Origin of the sequence: Plantactinospora sp. B24E8, assembly GCF_039871735.1 — a bacterium.
Lineage (GTDB): Bacteria > Actinomycetota > Actinomycetes > Mycobacteriales > Micromonosporaceae > Plantactinospora.
The window spans coordinates 575438-590966 of the sequence record NZ_JBDPMH010000001.1; the positions used below are offsets into that span (position 1 = coordinate 575438).

The following is a 15529-nucleotide window of genomic DNA, read 5'->3' on the forward strand; positions in this document are numbered from 1 at the left end:
GCCGGCTCACGTACGCTCGACTGGTCATGAGCGAGCAGCGCGAACGAACCCCGTCCTTTCCCCGACGCGACGACGAGGGGCGGATCGTCGTCCTCGCCGACCTGCTCGGGCTGGTGCTGGCCGGGGTGGTCATCGGGGTACTGGCCCTGCTGGTCTTCGACTGGACCTTCGCGCTGATCGGTCTGGGGCACTCCGGCCAGGCGAGCGGCTGGCTGGCCGTGATCCTGCCGGCCTGGGTCTTCGTCGAGGAGTTCCGGGCCTGGCGGTTCGGTCCGGCCCGGGTCGCGGCGGCGCTGGTCGCCGCCGCCGTCGGGATCACCGCCGGGCTGTTGGCGGCCGGGCTGGCCGCCGGGGCCCCGGCGCTGGTCTCGGGCGGGCTGGCCGCCGCCGTCTTCGCCATGGCGTACGGGCTGATCTGGTTCGTCGGCGTCCGGTGGCTCGCCGGCCGGACGAACTGACCGGACGACCGGACGAAGAGCTGACCGGACGAAGAGCTGACGTGGAGCGGACGAGCTGATCGGAGTGGCAGACATGAGTCCCGCGGTGAAGTACACGCTGGGTCGGATCGGCCTGTTCCTGGTCGTCGCCCTGGCGCTCTGGCCGGTCGAGATGGACATCTTCCTCAAGCTGATGCTGGCCGTGGCGTTCTCCGCCGCCCTGGCGTTCTTCCTGCTCCGTGGCTGGCGTGACCAGATGGCGCAGCAGTTGGCCGGCGCGTCGGACCGGCGCCGCAGTGAGAAGGAGCGGCTGCGTGCCGCGCTGGCCGGTGAGGACCAGCCCGGCGGCGGAGCCGACCGGTCGACGGACCAGTCGGCCGAGAAGCCGAAGGACGTGCGCTGAGTCACCCGGCCGGTGGCCGCTGCCCGGGCCGGGTCGGGCCCGTACCGGAGCGAACTCCGTACCGGAGCACCGGCCCCGTACCCGGGCGTCGTTGACCGGGTACGGAGTCGGCGTCCTCCCCAGAGGATCGGGGTCCGGCCGGACCTACCAGTTGGTCGAGCCGGGCACCCGGGGCCAGTGCCGTTCCCGCGGCTTGATCAGGTACGCGATCCCGCCCGACCCGCCGGAGACGCCGCCGCTGGCGTTGTACCGCTTGGTCCGCAGCCAGATCTGCTCGAACTGGTCCCGCCGGTAGACGTTGCGGACCACGTCGTTGCCGGCCGACGCCGGGTCGTTGACCACCACGTCGCCGTCGCGGGTGAAGCCGACCACCACGAACAGGTGCCCCGAGGTGCCGTAGTTGGCGCCGTCGAGTTCCTCGGCCAGGAACGACTGGCTGGTCACCACCGGGATCCCGGCGTTGATGAAGTGCTCGACCTCGTCCAGCGAGTGCAGCCGGGTCACCTTCGCGTCCAGCCCGTACGAGGCCGCGTACGCGGTGTTGAACGGCCAGTTCCCGCAGCCTTCGTACGCGTAGTCGTAGGTCATCCGGGCGGCGTGGTTGACCGCCGGGTCGGGGTAGTCGGGGTCGACCCAGGCGGTCTCCTCGGCCGACGGGCGCCGGCCCCAGTACTCCAGCACCATCGTGGTCGAGGTCGGTGAGCACCAGGCCTGCCCGCCGCCGTCGTACTCCGGGTAGTGGCCGGCGTGGATGTTCTGCGAGTAGGTGGGGACGGCGAGTTCCCGGCCCCAGGCGATCCGGCCGGCGCTCGGCGTGACGGTGAACCGGTCCGGGACCAGTGAGGTCATCGCACCGAGCAGGGTGACCTTCGGCGCGCGGCGGGTCTGCGGGTCGCGGTACAGGGTCAGCCGCAGCTGGTACGCCCGCAGCAGCACCCCGGTCGCGACGTCGTCGATCGAGAACGTGTCGGTCCAGATCGTCGACCAGGGGTCGCCCTGCCGGTTGACGCTGGTCCGGCGGATGTCCTGGTCGCCGGAGGCCCAGCGGCCCAGGACGTACCAGGGGGTCTGGTCACCGGTGTTGTAGGTGCCCTGCATCTCGACCTGGATCCAGGTGCCGGCCGGGGTTTCGGCGTTCCACGAGGCGACCAGTTCGCTGGCGTCGAAGCCGACCGGGGTGACCGGCGAGGTCCAGGTGGCGTACGACCAGGTCCGGGTGGTGCCGGTGTGCGGGTCGGGGTAGTCGACGGTGCCGGCCGGGCGGCTGATGGTGAGGCCGGGTCGGTGACCGGCGACCGCGACCGTGCCGTGGTGGGTGCCGCGCCGCCAGTCGGGGTGCCGGGACCGCTCGTGGAAGGTGATCTGCTCGTCGTGCCCGATCGGCCGTGGGCCGCCGGGTCGGGGGGTGTCGTGCCGGGTGGTGTCGGGTCGCGCGCTGCCGGCCTGGGCCGGTGCCGCCGTGCTGAGCAGGGCGAGGCTGCCGAGGCCGGCGAGGGTGAAGGCGCGTCGGCTGATCGGGTTCGGGGGTGTGGCCATCGAAACTCCGCGGGGGACGAAGGTCGGGTCCTGTGGCCACTATCGCGCCCGTCGAGAATTTTCGCCAGAGTCTGCGACAAAGAAAATCTTTGCCGGAGGGAGGGAGAGGCTGGGATGGAAATCAGGAAGATCGATATTGATATGACCATGGGCCGGGTGGTGCAGTGTGGACTATCCAGCGGGACCCTCCACACCCCCAGGAGGTTTGCATGCCCTTCCGCACCCCGACCCCCCTGCCCGGTGGCACCACCGTGACGACGCTGCGGCGTCGGACGGCGGCCCTCGCCGGCACCGTCGTACTCGCCCTGATCGCGACGACCGGGCCGGTCGCCGCCGACGCCCGGACCGAACTGGCCGTCCCCGCCGGGGAACCGGCCGCCTCCGCCGAGTACCGGGTGCTCGGCCCGCGTACCTGGGCCGACCGGGACGCGGTCGCCCGGACCGGCACCGCCATCGACTACGTCGAGCACGGGGTGCTGCACGTGACCGCCACCGAGGCCGAGGTGAAGGCGATCACCGCGCTCGGCTTCGAGGTGGAGGCCGTACCGGCGCCGCCGGACCGGACGCACAGTCACGGCGACGTGGGGCTGCTCGACTTCCCGGCGGCCGACTCGGCGTACCACAACTACGCCGAACTCAACACGGTGCTCAACCAGGTGGTCGCGGACCATCCGGGCATCGCTCGCCGGTCCAGCATCGGGACCTCGTACGAGGGGCGCGACCTGCCGGTCATCAAGATCTCCGACAACGTCGCGGTGGACGAGGACGAGCCGGAGATCCTGTTCAACCACCAGCAGCACGCCCGCGAGCACCTGACCGTGGAGATGGCGATCTACCTGCTGAACCTCTTCACCGACAACTACGGGTCGGACTCCCGGATCACGAACATCGTCAACACCCGGGAGATCTGGATCGTGCCGACCGTCAACCCGGACGGCAGCGAGTACGACATCGCCACCGGCTCGTACCGGTCGTGGCGGAAGAACCGGCAGCCGAACAGCGGCTCGTCGAACGTCGGCACCGACCTGAACCGGAACTGGAGCTACAACTGGGGCTGCTGCGGCGGCTCCTCCGGCTCGACCGGCTCGGAGACGTACCGGGGCCCGTCGGCGTTCTCCGCACCGGAGACCGCCCGACTGCGCGACTTCGTCAACAGCCGGGTCGTCGGCGGGGTGCAGCAGATCAAGGCCAACATCGACTTCCACACCTACTCGCAGCTGGTGCTCTGGCCGTACGGCTACACGACGGCGAACACCGGGCCGGGGCTGAACGCCGACCAGGAGGCGACGTTCCGGACCATCGGCCAGCAGATGGCGGCCACCAACAGCTACACCCCGCAGCAGTCGTCGGACCTCTACATCACCGACGGCGACAGCATCGACTGGATGTGGGCGACGCACAACATCTGGGCGTACACCTTCGAGATGTACCCGGGATCGTCCGGCGGCGGCGGTTTCTACCCGCCGGATGAGGTGATCCCGGCGCAGACTTCCCGCAACCGGGAGGCGGTGCTGATGCTCGCCGAGTACGCCGACTGCCCGTACCGGGCGATCGGCAAGCAGGCCCAGTACTGCGGCGGCGGCAACCCGGGCACCACGGTCTGGTCGGACACCTTCGAGACCGCGACCGGTTGGACGGTCAACCCGTCGGGGACCGACACTGCCACCGCCGGGGTCTTCGAACGGGGTACCGCCCAGCCGACCAGCTCCAGCGGCGCCAAGCAGCTCGCCCCGTACGCCGGCAGCAACGACCTGGTGACCGGCCGGCTGGCCGGGTCCGCGGCGGGTGACCACGACGTCGATGGCGGGGTGACCAGTGCCCGGTCCCCGGCGATCACCCTGCCGGCCGGCGGCACGCTGACGCTCTCCCTGGCCTGGTACCTCGCACACGGCTCGAACTCGTCGAGCGCGGACTACCTGCGGGTCAGCGTGGTGCACAGCGGCGGCACGACCCAGCTGCTCAACCAGAACGGGGCGGCGTCGGACCGGGACGGCACCTGGACGACCGCCACCGCCAACCTCTCCCCGTACGCCGGGCAGTCGATCCAACTGCTGGTCCAGGCCGCCGACGCCTCCGGGGCAAGCCTGGTCGAGGCGGCGATCGACAACGTGACCGTCACCAGTTCGTGATCGGCTGACGAGCGGTCCGGCGGCCGGCCGCGGCCGGTTCCGCCGGTCGGCCCTGGTGCCTGGGAGTCACCTCGGTGACTCCCAGGCACCAGCCCGCAGTCAATCCGGTGGCGTCCGGCGGACCCGAGCGGCACCATGGGCGCCATGGGCGTCCTGGACGCGATGGCCGGCCGGGTCGCCGCCGGATCCACACTGGACTTTCGACCGACCGGCAACTCGATGGTGCCGCTGATCCGCAGCCGGCAGCGGGTGACCGTGGCGCCGGTCGACCCGGCCAGGGTCGAGGTCGGCGACATCGTCCTGGCCAAGGTCGCCGGCACGGTCTACCTGCACCTGGTCTCCGCGGTCGACGTGGCGACCGGACGGGTCCAGATCAGCAACAACCGGGGCCGGGTCAACGGCTGGACCAGCCAGGCCAGGGTCTACGGCATCTGCGTCGCGGTCGACGGAGTTCCCCGCCCCCGGCTCGACGGCAAACTGCGTACCAGCTGACCGCCGCTGCTGATCCTGACCAGTGTGCTGAGCGCCAGGCCGGCGAGGAGCCCGACCAGGGCGTGCAGGGTGTCCGAGTCGGCGGCGTTGACCGGCGGGCTGCCGGCGAGCGCGGTGAGCCACCCGCCGACCGGCACCACGAAGATCAGCAGAACCGCCAGGCACATGACCAGCACCGGACAACCGACCACCGCGACGCTCAGCACCCCGATCCGACGAACCCGGTCGGCGGCACCGGTCGGCCGGTCCCACGCCAGCAGCGAGCCTCCGACGAGCAACGCCGTCATCAGCGCCAGCGTCGGGACAAGCTGCGCGTCGATGCCGACCAGCCGGACGAGGACCACCCCGGCGACACCAGCCACGGTCAGCAGACCGGCGCCGAGCCAGCGCCGGGCGACCGCGGTCGGGGGTGCCGCCGCCCGGGCCGCCGCCACGCCGGCGACCACCAGCAGTACGCCGAGCGTCAGCGCACCCGCCGTCAGCGCCGGCTCGGTGTCGGTCGGCGACTGCATGCCGGCGGCGAGCGGGGCGGTCACGGCGGCGATCGTGGAGATCACGAGCAGGGTGCGTGGTTCCGCCTGTCGCCGGTCGGGAGCCAGCCGACGGCCGAGCAGCGGCACCACCGCCAGCGGCAGCGCGCAGCCGACCACCGCCAACACGGTGGCCGTCGTCGCACCGGCCAGGTCGGCCCGGTCCAGCGCCAGGTCGGCGGCGAGCCAGAGCAGCCCGAGTGCGACGATCGGCCGGACCGCGCCGCGCGCCCCGTCGAGGGCCAGCAACAGCCCGAGTGCGACCACCAGCAGCGCCATCATCCGCAGGTCGCGTACCCAGTAGGTGTTGTTTTCCGCGAAGACGTCGGCGCCGGTCGGCTCTGTCGTGTGTTGGAGCACCGCCAACCCGATGGCCCAGAAGACCACCGCGCCGAGGGCCACCCCGACCCCAACCAGATGCCGCCAGTGGATCCGCATCGCAGGACGGTAACCCAACGTCCCGGTCGCCGCTGTCCGTCCTGCGGCGGGTTCCGGCCGGGACGTCGGCCGGCCGGGGCCGCCGGGCGCCGGAGACAGCTGTGATCAGCGGTGACGCCACGATGCGGCGGGACGGCCGATGGGGAGTGACCGGGTCGATGCGCTACGGTTTCCCCCGACCACCCCGCAGCGAAGCCGGTGCGAAACCGGCGCTGTCCCGCAACTGTGATGCCTCACACCTCCTCGGCGTTCACGCGCCCCGGAGACGACGAGGATGAGCCAGGTCGCCTGCGGCGCGGTCGCGGATTGCGCCTTCGAGGAAGGGCGCCCCGCAGGCGGGGCGGATCGGATCAGCCCCTGTCGGCGGAGCACCAGCACCTCGACCGACAGGAGGATCGATGAGACGTACGCCCAGAATTCTCGCCGCGCTGCTGGCCACGGCGGCGCTGGCGCTCGGCGGCTGCGCCGACAGCACGGCGGAGCAGCCGACCACCGGCGCGAGTGGTTCGACCGCCAGTTACCCGGTCACCGTCGGGTCGCTCACCCTCGACAAGCGGCCGGAGAAGATCGTGGTGCTCGGGCCGAGCGCCACCGAGATGCTCTTCGCGATCGGGGCGGGCCAGCAGGTCACCGCCGTCGACGACAACTCCAACCATCCGGCCGAGGCGCCGAAGAGCGAGCTGTCCGCGTTCACCCCGAACGCCGAGGCGATCGCCGCCAAGCAGCCCGACCTGGTGGTGCTGACCAACGACCTCAACAAGATCGCCGACCAGCTCGGGCAGCTCAAGATCCCGTTCTACCTGGCGCCCGCCGCCACGACGCTCGACGACTCCTACCGGCAGATCACCGACCTCGGCACCCTGACCGGGCACCCGGACGAGGCCGCCGACGTGGTCCAGCGGATGAAGGACGACATCGCCAAGCTCACCGCCGACCTGCCGCAGCGGGCGAAGAAGCTGACCTACTTCTACGAACTCGGGCCGGAGTACTACTCGGCGACCAGCAAGACCTTCGTCGGATCGCTGTTCACCCTGGTCGGGCTGGAGAACATCGCCGACCCGGCCGACGCCGACGGCGCCAAGGGCGGCTACCCGCAGCTGAGCGAGGAGGCGATCATCCAGGCCAACCCCGACCTGGTCTTCCTCGCCGACACCAAGTGCTGCCAGCAGTCCGCCGACACGGTCAAGGCGCGCAAGGGCTGGGCCGGGGTGACCGCGGTGAAGAACAACCAGATCGTCGCCCTCGACGACGACATCGCCTCCCGGTGGGGGCCCCGGGTCGTCGACCTGCTGCGGGCGATCGTGGACGCGGTGGCCAAGGTCCCGGCTTGAGCCGTACCGACGAACCGGTGACCCCCGGCGCCCTGGTCGACACCGACCAGGGCGCCGCGCCGGCCGCCCGCGAGCGGAGCCGGCCCACCGTCGGCCGCTCCGCCGTCGGCCGCCGCCCCGCCCGGCCGGCGGGCCTGCGGCGACGCTGGCTCGTGGTCGGATTCCTCGCCGTCGCGGTCGCGGCGGTCGCCGGCATCGCCTTCGGGCCGGTCAGCCTGCCACCCGGCAGCGTGGCGGTCGAACTGCTCAACCTCGTGCCCGGGGTGCACCTGAACAGCGGGCTGAACGAGCGGGAGATCGCCATCATCACCGAGCTACGGCTGCCCCGGGTGGTGCTCGGACTGCTCGTCGGCGGAATGCTGGCCCTGGCCGGCGGCTGCTACCAGGGCGTCTTCCGCAACCCGCTGGCCGACCCGCACCTGCTCGGCGTAGCCGCCGGCGCCGGCCTCGCGGTCACCGCCGTCATCGTGACCCGGGGTGTCACCGGTGCCGACATCACCATCGGACTCCCGGTCACCGTGCCACTGGCCGCCTTCGTCGGGGCGCTCGGCGCGGTACTGCTGACGTACCTGCTCGGTGCCGCCGGGGGACGGGACCGGTCACCGGCCACCCTGATTCTGGCCGGGGTCGCGGTCTCCGCGTTCCTCTCCGCCGGGCAGACCTACCTGCTGCAACGCAACGCGGAGAGCATCCAGGAGGTCTACTCGTGGATGCTGGGGCGGCTCGCCACCGCCGGCTGGCACGACGTCCTCGTCCTACTGCCGTACGCGGTGGTCACCGCCGTGCTCGTGCTGCTGCACCGTCGGGAACTCGACGTGCTCGCGGTCGGCGACGACGAGGCGAGCAGCCTCGGCCTGCACCCGCAGCGGTCCCGGCTGCTACTGGTCGCCGCCGCCTCGCTCGGCACCGCCGCCGCCGTCTCGGTCTCCGGGTTGATCGGCTTTGTCGGGATCATCGTCCCGCACACCGTACGGCTGCTGGCCGGGGCGAGCTACCGGGCGATCCTGCCGCTGTCGGTGCTCTTCGGCGCGGCCTTCCTCACCCTCACCGACCTGGCCGCCCGGACCGTCGCCGCCCCGGCCGAGATTCCCATCGGGGTGGTCACCGCGCTGCTCGGCGGCCCGTTCTTCGCCCTGGTGTTGCGGACCACCCGGCGGGTGCCACTGTGACCGGCACCCCCTCCACCGGCTCCGGCTCGCCGCCCGTTTCCGATCAACCGCCCGCTTCCGATCAACCGCCCGCTTCCGATCAACCGCCCGCTTCCGATCAACCGCCCGCTTCCGGTCAGCCGCCCGCGGTCGAGGTGGCCGGCCTGCGGGTCACCCTCGGCGGGGTCACCGTCCTGGCCGGGGTCGACCTGTCGGTCAGCACCGGGGAATGGGTCACGGTGATCGGCCCGAACGGCGCCGGCAAGTCCACCCTGCTCCGCGCGGCCGGCGGGCTGCTGCCGCCCGGATCCGGCACGATCTCCCTCCTCGGTACACCACTGCCCCGACTCGCCCGCCGCGAGCGCGCCCGGATCGTGGCGACCGTGGCCCAGTCGCCGGTCGTACCGGCCGGCATGGCGGTCGTCGACTACGTGCTGCTCGGCCGCACGCCGTACATCCCGCCGCTGGGGCGGGAGTCGGCCGCCGACCTGGCGGTTGTGTACGACGTACTGGACCGGTTGGAGCTGGCCCGGTTCGCCGGCCGGCCGCTGGCGACGCTCTCCGGCGGGGAACGGCAGCGGGTCTTCCTGGCCCGGGCGCTGGCCCAGGGCGCCCCGCTGCTGCTGCTCGACGAGCCGACCAGCGCCCTCGACATCGGGCACCAGCAGGAGGTGCTGGAGCTGATCGACCAGCTCCGCCGCGACGACGGTCTGACCGTGCTGGCCACCATGCACGACCTCTCGGTCGCCGGCGAGTACGCCGACCGGCTGGTGCTGATGGCCGGCGGCGCGGTGGTCGCCGCCGGACCGCCCCGGGAGGTGCTCACCGGCGAACTGTTGTCGACGCACTACCAGGCCCGGGTACGCGTGATCGACGGCGAGCACGGCCCGCTGGTGGTCCCGGTCCGCCCACCCCGGGGGTGAGGACGAGCTTCTTCCCCACAGCCGACCGGAGTCAGCTGAACCGGCGGCCCTCGTCCCGGCGGTACGCCAAGCCGGCGACCCCGGCCAGCGCCACGATCCAGACGCCGAGCATCACCAGGGCGGTCGGGTTCGGCCGGAAGTCGCCGACCGCCGTCCACATCAACTCCGCCGCACCCCGGGTCGGCAGGTAGGGGGCGATCACCTCGATGAACCCGGGCGAGCTGCCGGGCGGGAAGAGCAGTCCGCCGCCGAAGGCCAGCGGGAAGAACAGCACCTGGGCGACCACGATCGCCGCCTTGCTCGGCAGCGAGTAGCCGATCGCGAGTCCCATCAGGGTGAACGGCACCGCGACGAGGACGGTGGTACCGAGCGCGGCCAGGAACGCCGGCCCGCTAATCCGGGCCTCGGTCCCGACCGCCGCGATGACCACCACCGGGAGCAGCGAGAAGGTGGTCATCAGCAGGCCGGCGAGGATCCGGCCGGCGAAGCGCGGGGCCGCCCCGGCCGGCAGGGTACGCAGGTACGGGTCCCAGGGCTGCGCCCGGTCCTCGGCGACCCCGATGCCGTACTGGAAGATGTTTGTGCTCATCACCGCGAAGGTCACCATCGACGCGGTGGCGTACGTCGCCGCGACCGGGTCGTCACCGGCGAACGGCACCACGAAGAAGAGCATCGACGCGGCCGGGAAGAAGGCGCTGCCGACCAGGGCGATCGGAATCCGGATGGTTTCCAGCAACTGGAACCTGGCGTGGACGAGGGCGAGTCGCATCGGGATCTCCTCAGGCTTCGACAGGCTGGCCGGCGGGTACGTCCCCGGATTCCGTGGTGACGGTCTCGCCGGATTCGGTGGTGATGGCCAGGAAGGCGTCTTCCAGCGAGGTGGCCCGGATCTCCAGGTCGGAGAAGGAGACGCCGCTGCGTACCAGTTCCCGGACCAGGAGGTCCGAGTCGCTGGTCAGCAGGTGGGTCACCCCGTCGACCAGGGTCACGTTCCGTACCCCGGGCAGGGTCGGCAGTTCCGGGACGACCAGGCTGACCCGACGGAGCCCGACCAGGTCGCGGACCGCGGCGACGCTGTCGTCGGCGAGCACCCGGCCCCGGCCGAGCACCACCACCCGCTGGGCGAGCGCCTCGATCTCCTCCAGGTAGTGGCTGCTGAGCAGGACCGTGCCGCCCTCGGCGTGGAAGTGGCGGATGCCGTCCCACAACTCCCGGCGGGCGGTCACGTCGAGGCCGGTGGTCGGCTCGTCGAGGAAAACGAGCCGGGGCCGGCCGACAAACGCCAGTGCGACGGCGAGCCGGCGCTTCTGCCCGCCGGAGAGGCCACCGGTCTGCCGGCGGACCAGGTCGTCGAGGCCGAACCGGCCGAGCAGTTCGGCCCGGGGCACCGGGTCGGGGTAGTGCGCCGAGACGAAGTCGACCACCTCGCCGACCCGTAGTGTCGGCGGCAGCCCGGTCTCCTGTGGGGTCATCCCGATCTGCCGGCGGTACGCCGGATCGCGGGGGTCGCCGCCGAACAGTTCGACCCGGCCGGCGCTGACCCGTCGCAGACCGACCAGCAGGCTCAGCAGGGTGCTCTTGCCAGCACCGTTGGGGCCGAGCAGCCCGACGAGTTCACCGGAGTGCAGATCGAGGGTGACCTGGTCGAGGGCGGTCACCTCGCCGTACCGGCGGGTGGCCTGGAGGGCGCGGGCGACGATCATGACGTCTCCTCGGCTGAGGGGGCTGCGGAGGGCGGTTCGAGCAGGGCGCGGACGGCGGCGGTGTACTCCTCGAAGGCGAGCCGGCCGCGTGGGGTCAGCCCCACGAGGGTCGCCGGGGTACGCCCGTGGTGGGTCTTGACGATCTCGACGTACCGGGCGTCTTCGAGCTTGCGTAGGTGTACCGAGAGATTGCCGGCGGTCATCCGGAGGATCTCCTGGAGCCGGGGGAAGGTGATCCGGTCGCCGACGGGCAGGGTGGCGAGGGTGGCCGTCACCCGGAGTCGGGCCTGTGCGTGGATCACCGGATCGAGTTCCGGGATCGGGGCCTCGGTCATCGGGCACCGGGCGCGGGGCGGGTCGTCGCGCGGGGCCGCCGCCGTTCCACGATGGCGCCGACCAGCAGCATGCCGCCGCCACCGCCGATCGCGATCACCAGGGCGTGCCAGCCCGGTCCAGCGACGATCCCGACAATGTTGATCACGCTGATCCAGGCGCCGAGCGTGAACAGGTTGCGGTCGAGCCAGACCGCGCCGCCCGCCATGTGCAGGGCGCCGGTGAGCCCGACCGTGGCGCCGGCCCAGAGCAGGGTGCCGAGGTCGTCGGGCAGGTGTGGGCTGATCCGGCTCAGCACCACGGTGAGGGTGGCGAAGCCGAGTCCCCAGGACAGGCCGTACCAGGCACCCCGCCGGTTGGAGTCGCCGCTCACCTGTCCGTACGTCCGGGCGCTGCCGAGACCGGAGACGAGGGACGCGACGACGAGCAGCGCCAGCAGGGTGGCCAGCGGCAGCCAGCCGGGCAGGGCCACGAACACCCGGTTGTCGGGGCCGAACCGGAGGAAGAAGAGGCCGAAGCCGATCAGCCAGGCCAGGCCCCAGGGCCAGTAGTAGAAGAGCATGTTCGGTCTGAGTCGTCGGGCCGCCTCCGCCTGTTGCTCGACGATCAGGCGCAGCGCGGCGGCGGCGTCGACGGGGGGCCGTTCGTCGTGGTCGGGGGCTACCCCGTGGTCGTCGGTGGCCACCTCGCGCTCGGGGCTCTCGGTCACGTAAACGAGTTTACAATACAAAGTCCACGATGCTGTAAACGAGTTTGGTCGGAGACAGGACAGGGGAGCCGCCCGACGAGCGGCTCCCCTCGTCAGCGGGGATCCGGCGGGCCTCAGCCTCCGGCGACCGGCCAAGTCCCGGTCGTCCCGTCCGACAGCGCGGCGGCGAGGGCGGGCTGACCGGGCACCACACTCAGCGGACCAGGCCGGACGGACAGCGCGTTGTCGTCGACCGGGCGTGCGTCCCCCGCTCGCCGGCGAGCCGGGTCGGCCGGTGCGCCGAGCGCGTCGGTCGGCGTGCCCAGGGCCAGCAGCAGGAAGCTGTTGAGCGCGGCACCGATCGGGTCGGGCTGTCCCGGCACCCAGTAGTGGGTGGCGTTCATCGCGACGGTCGCCTGCCGGCGGCCGTCCGGCGAGTGCAGCGAGATCGCCTGGTGCCCGAGCACCACTCCGTCGTGCCCCCACACCCGGCCGGCGGGCAGGGCCAGACCCATCAGGCCGAGCCCGTACCCGGCCGCGTCCGGGTACGCCGGATCCAGCACGACGGTCCGCCGCATTTCGGCGAGTTCGGCCGGACGCAGCAGCCCGCCGCCGTGCAGCGCCCGGAAGAACCGGTTCAGGTCACTGGTGGTGGAGACCAGCGCTCCGGCGGTCCAGGCCCACGACATGTTGTAGACACTGAAGTCACGCGGGACGCCGTCCAACCACGGGACGTAGCCCCGGGCGTGCGGCCCGTCGATCCGACGGTCCGTACCCGGAAAGTACGTCTGCCGCAGTCGAAGCGGGCGGAGGATCCGACGGTCGATCTCCCGTTCCGCCGACCGGCCGGTGATCCGCTCGAGCAGCAGCCCGGCCAGGACGTAGTTGGTGTTCGAGTAGACGTGCCGTTCGCCCGGGGCGTTGGTCGGCGGCTGCGACAGTCCGATCCGGACCAGCTCCACCGGGGTGACCGTGGTGTGCTGGTACCGCTCGATGCCCTCGACCGTGCCGAAGATGACGTGGTCGTAGTCGTTGATGCCGCTGGTGTGGTTGAGCAGCATCCGTACGGTCACCCCGGCGGGGGCGAACTCCGGCAGGTAGCGGCCCAGTGGCGCGTCGAGGGCGAGCCGGCGCTCGCCGACGAGCTGCAGCAGCGCCGTGGCCACGAACGTCTTGGTGATACTGCCGACGCGGTGCTGGAAGTGCGGCAGCATCGGGCGGCCGGTGGTGAGGTCGGCGACCCCGCTCGCCCCGCGCCAGGTCGCCCCGCCGTCGCGTACCTCGGCGAAGACCCCCGGCATGCCGGCGTCGGTGATCGCCCGCAGGCCGGCCTCCAGCGCGTCCCTGGGCAGGGCGCGGGAGCCGCCCCGGGCGGTGGTCGTCGGTGCGGCGACGGCCGGGGTCGCGCCGGCGGCGAGCGCGGTCAGCGCGACGGTGGAGCCCACCGCGGTACGGAGAATGTCGCGTCGCGACCGGAAAACATGAGGCGCGTGCACGGGCCCTCCCAGGTCCAGATCGGAACGGGTCACAGCGGAACGGGTCACAGCGGAACGGGCTGCGGCGGAACGGGTTGCGGCGGAACGGGTACAGCGGGACGGGTGCGGCGGAACGCTCGTCCCAGCATGTCCGGCCCGCCCGGACGGATCGTCGGCCCTGGTGACGATTCACCGTTCCACGCCGTGGGGGAGTCACCGGTCCGGCCTCCGCCACCCGGTTCCACCTACCGACGGACCGGCGACACCCGACGGAGCGGCCGGTGGCTACCTGGGCGGTCCGGTCGTCGCCGGGACCACGCCCTCCCACTCCAGTACGCCGTCCGCGGTGACGACCGGACGGAACCGTCCCAGATACGGCTCGCCGCTCTCCACCGACCGGGCCACGCCCTCCAACAGCTCCGTCACCGACGGCGGCCAGCCGTCGAACCGGGTGCCGTCCTCGGGATAGAACTCGCCGACCCGGCCGTGTCCACCGGACCGCTGGTCGACCAGCAGGGCGCCACCGTCTCCGGCATCCGCGAACGGGACGAACGACCGGTGCCACCAGTCGTCGTCCCCCGGCGCGCGGGCGAGGACGGTGCAGGAAACCTCCCAACTGCGGACGATCTCCGGCAGCGACATGAGCCGGTAGAGGAACGTCAGCCTGAAGCCTCCGGGCGTCGCGCCGTCGTGCCGGCGCAGCGAGGCGACCAGGTCGGGCGGGAAGGCGACGGACATCCGTACCTGCAGGGCGTCGATCTGCTTCGCGGCGGCGGGCGGACGCAGCGACTGGCGACTCCGGGGGGCGTGTTCGGCCAGCCAGCGTTCGATCCGCAGCCAGGCGGCGTCGACCCGGGCCGTGGTCCGCCGGTCCGGGGAGGTCGGCCGCACCGTGCCGACGTGTTGCGGGCAGACCGTGCTGGCCGGGGGCCGGAGCGGCCGGGGCATCCCCGGCGGGGTGACCGGAACGGCGTGCGCCGAGGCGGGCTCCGGTGCCGGGTGGCCCGGCCCGACCCGTCGTGACTCGACGGAGATCTCGGTACGGTCGAGCGGGTCGTCACCGAGACCGGCGACGGTGATGCCGCAAAGCAGCAGCACCAGCGCGACGAAGACGCCGAGCAGGACGAGCAGCACCCGTCGGCCGCTGACCGTACCGGCCGTCCGGAGCTGGCCGGTGCCGCTCGGAGCCGGGTCGGCGGTCGGCGTCGTCGGTCCGACCGGCGCCGGTCCGACCGGGACGCCGGCGTCGGAGTCACCGACACCGGAGTCACCGGAGTCGGCGTCGTCGGCATCAGAGGTGTCGACGACGGATCTGTCGGCGGCCGCCGGTCGCCGTTCGGGGCCGCTGTGCAGCAGGGGGTCGAGCCACCGTACGGCCTCGGTCGCGACCAGTTCCGGGCGCTGCGTCGCCTCGTCCGGGATCCGGCCGGCCAGGGCCACCGGCAGGGTGTCGAAGGTGTTCCCCGCGCCGATCGCGACCACCGTGGCGGGCAGCTCCCGGTTGGCCAGCGCGTCGAGGGCCAGCAGGGTGTGGTTGGTGGAGTCCGCCCCGGAACCGGTGACCACGACGACCGGCGCACCCAACGCCCAGGCCAGGTCGGCGAGCGTCCAGCCGTCGCCGCCGAGCGGTGCGAGCAGCCCGGAGGTGGCGCCGACCAGGACCAGGCCGTGCCGCCCGGCCAGCGAGCGGACCAGCCCGACGACGTCGTCGACGGTGAGTGGATCGCTGCCACCGGCCCGCACGTCGAGCTGGCTGGCCAGCCCGTCGGTGTGCCGGAAGCCCTGGGCGGCGGCAGGTTCCTCGTCCGGGCCGACGATCCGGAGCACCGCCACCCGGTGTGTCGACGCCGCGCCGAGCACGGCGGTGGCCAATGCCCAGTTCGTGGCGGTCGACGTCGTGCTGACGATCCAGGCACCACTGTCCGGCCAGGACACTCGGCCTCCTCTCGGCACCGGCCGAGCC

The 15529-nt window shown here is 72.4% G+C and carries 15 protein-coding genes and 1 riboswitch; of the genes, 7 read left to right on the forward strand and 8 right to left on the reverse strand.

Annotation, left to right across the window (positions count from 1 at the left end; genetic code table 11):
* The first annotated feature begins 26 nt into the window (after positions 1-26).
* Both ABGB21_RS02710 and ABGB21_RS02715 read left to right on the forward strand, forming a co-directional pair.
* Complete coding sequence (locus ABGB21_RS02710; protein ID WP_347658116.1) at positions 27-458, forward strand: hypothetical protein; 432 nt, start codon at positions 27-29, stop codon at positions 456-458.
* Positions 459-531: 73 nt separating this feature from the next.
* Positions 532-840, forward strand: coding sequence for a DUF4229 domain-containing protein (locus ABGB21_RS02715; RefSeq protein ID WP_347658117.1), 309 nt, complete (start codon positions 532-534; stop codon positions 838-840).
* 144 nt (positions 841-984) lie between these two features.
* On the opposite strand, the gene ABGB21_RS02720 is transcribed toward ABGB21_RS02715, so the two are convergent.
* Positions 985-2376 carry a C39 family peptidase gene (locus ABGB21_RS02720; protein WP_347676207.1) on the reverse strand — a complete coding sequence of 464 codons (1392 nt, stop codon included), beginning with the start codon at positions 2374-2376 and terminating at the stop codon, positions 985-987.
* A gap of 209 nt (positions 2377-2585) precedes the next feature.
* Here ABGB21_RS02720 and ABGB21_RS02725 point away from each other — a divergent pair, with 209 nt between their 5' ends.
* Both ABGB21_RS02725 and ABGB21_RS02730 read left to right on the forward strand, forming a co-directional pair.
* Positions 2586-4505, forward strand: a complete 1920-nt coding sequence (locus tag ABGB21_RS02725; RefSeq protein ID WP_347676209.1) for a M14 family zinc carboxypeptidase — start codon at positions 2586-2588, stop codon at positions 4503-4505.
* A gap of 144 nt (positions 4506-4649) precedes the next feature.
* On the forward strand, positions 4650-4997 hold the full coding sequence (locus ABGB21_RS02730; RefSeq protein ID WP_347676211.1) for a hypothetical protein: 348 nt from the start codon (positions 4650-4652) through the stop codon (positions 4995-4997).
* Here ABGB21_RS02730 and ABGB21_RS02735 read toward each other — a convergent pair.
* Positions 4928-5965 (reverse strand): hypothetical protein, encoded by a 1038-nt coding sequence (locus tag ABGB21_RS02735; protein WP_347676213.1) that lies wholly within the window; start codon positions 5963-5965, stop codon positions 4928-4930. The two genes, ABGB21_RS02730 and ABGB21_RS02735, sit on opposite strands and share 70 nt — an antisense overlap.
* Before the next feature lie 194 nt (positions 5966-6159).
* Positions 6160-6249, forward strand: a riboswitch (cobalamin riboswitch).
* A gap of 114 nt (positions 6250-6363) precedes the next feature.
* Between ABGB21_RS02735 and ABGB21_RS02740 the strand changes: the two genes are divergently transcribed.
* From ABGB21_RS02740 to ABGB21_RS02750, 3 genes are all read left to right on the forward strand, one after another.
* A complete protein-coding gene (locus ABGB21_RS02740; protein WP_347676215.1) occupies positions 6364-7296 on the forward strand; it encodes an ABC transporter substrate-binding protein in 933 nt (310 codons plus the stop codon).
* A 134-nt stretch (positions 7297-7430) separates the two neighbouring features.
* On the forward strand, positions 7431-8465 hold the full coding sequence (locus ABGB21_RS02745) for an iron ABC transporter permease (RefSeq protein WP_347676376.1): 1035 nt from the start codon (positions 7431-7433) through the stop codon (positions 8463-8465).
* Positions 8466-8599: 134 nt separating this feature from the next.
* Complete coding sequence (locus ABGB21_RS02750) at positions 8600-9367, forward strand: ABC transporter ATP-binding protein (protein ID WP_347658121.1); 768 nt, start codon at positions 8600-8602, stop codon at positions 9365-9367.
* A 31-nt stretch (positions 9368-9398) separates the two neighbouring features.
* Here ABGB21_RS02750 and ABGB21_RS02755 read toward each other — a convergent pair whose 3' ends face one another.
* The 6 genes from ABGB21_RS02755 to ABGB21_RS02780 all read right to left on the reverse strand — a co-directional run bounded on the left by ABGB21_RS02755 (position 9399) and on the right by ABGB21_RS02780 (position 15501).
* Complete coding sequence (locus ABGB21_RS02755) at positions 9399-10136, reverse strand: ABC transporter permease (protein ID WP_347658123.1); 738 nt, start codon at positions 10134-10136, stop codon at positions 9399-9401.
* A 10-nt stretch (positions 10137-10146) separates the two neighbouring features.
* On the reverse strand, positions 10147-11070 hold the full coding sequence (locus tag ABGB21_RS02760) for an ABC transporter ATP-binding protein (RefSeq protein ID WP_347676217.1): 924 nt from the start codon (positions 11068-11070) through the stop codon (positions 10147-10149).
* Positions 11067-11405: a transcriptional regulator gene (locus ABGB21_RS02765; protein WP_347658126.1), complete on the reverse strand. Its 339-nt coding sequence runs from the start codon at positions 11403-11405 to the stop codon at positions 11067-11069. Before ABGB21_RS02765 ends, ABGB21_RS02760 begins: the two co-directional genes overlap by 4 nt.
* A complete protein-coding gene (locus ABGB21_RS02770) occupies positions 11402-12112 on the reverse strand; it encodes a transporter (protein WP_347676219.1) in 711 nt (236 codons plus the stop codon). Before ABGB21_RS02770 ends, ABGB21_RS02765 begins: the two co-directional genes overlap by 4 nt.
* Before the next feature lie 113 nt (positions 12113-12225).
* Positions 12226-13536, reverse strand: coding sequence for a serine hydrolase domain-containing protein (locus tag ABGB21_RS02775; protein ID WP_347676221.1), 1311 nt, complete (start codon positions 13534-13536; stop codon positions 12226-12228).
* Positions 13537-13851: 315 nt separating this feature from the next.
* On the reverse strand, positions 13852-15501 hold the full coding sequence (locus ABGB21_RS02780; RefSeq protein WP_347658129.1) for an SMI1/KNR4 family protein: 1650 nt from the start codon (positions 15499-15501) through the stop codon (positions 13852-13854).
* Positions 15502-15529: the final 28 nt, after the last annotated feature.

Coding starts and splice junctions, on each gene's coding strand:
- ABGB21_RS02710 (WP_347658116.1), top strand. CDS start 27: ATGAGCGAGCAGCGCGAACGAACCCCGTCCTTTCCCCGACGCGACGAC.
- ABGB21_RS02765 (WP_347658126.1), bottom strand. CDS start 11,405: ATGACCGAGGCCCCGATCCCGGAACTCGATCCGGTGATCCACGCACAG.
- ABGB21_RS02760 (WP_347676217.1), bottom strand. CDS start 11,070: ATGATCGTCGCCCGCGCCCTCCAGGCCACCCGCCGGTACGGCGAGGTG.
- ABGB21_RS02755 (WP_347658123.1), bottom strand. CDS start 10,136: ATGCGACTCGCCCTCGTCCACGCCAGGTTCCAGTTGCTGGAAACCATC.
- ABGB21_RS02720 (WP_347676207.1), bottom strand. CDS start 2,376: ATGGCCACACCCCCGAACCCGATCAGCCGACGCGCCTTCACCCTCGCC.
- ABGB21_RS02740 (WP_347676215.1), top strand. CDS start 6,364: ATGAGACGTACGCCCAGAATTCTCGCCGCGCTGCTGGCCACGGCGGCG.
- ABGB21_RS02715 (WP_347658117.1), top strand. CDS start 532: ATGAGTCCCGCGGTGAAGTACACGCTGGGTCGGATCGGCCTGTTCCTG.
- ABGB21_RS02735 (WP_347676213.1), bottom strand. CDS start 5,965: ATGCGGATCCACTGGCGGCATCTGGTTGGGGTCGGGGTGGCCCTCGGC.
- ABGB21_RS02725 (WP_347676209.1), top strand. CDS start 2,586: ATGCCCTTCCGCACCCCGACCCCCCTGCCCGGTGGCACCACCGTGACG.
- ABGB21_RS02730 (WP_347676211.1), top strand. CDS start 4,650: ATGGGCGTCCTGGACGCGATGGCCGGCCGGGTCGCCGCCGGATCCACA.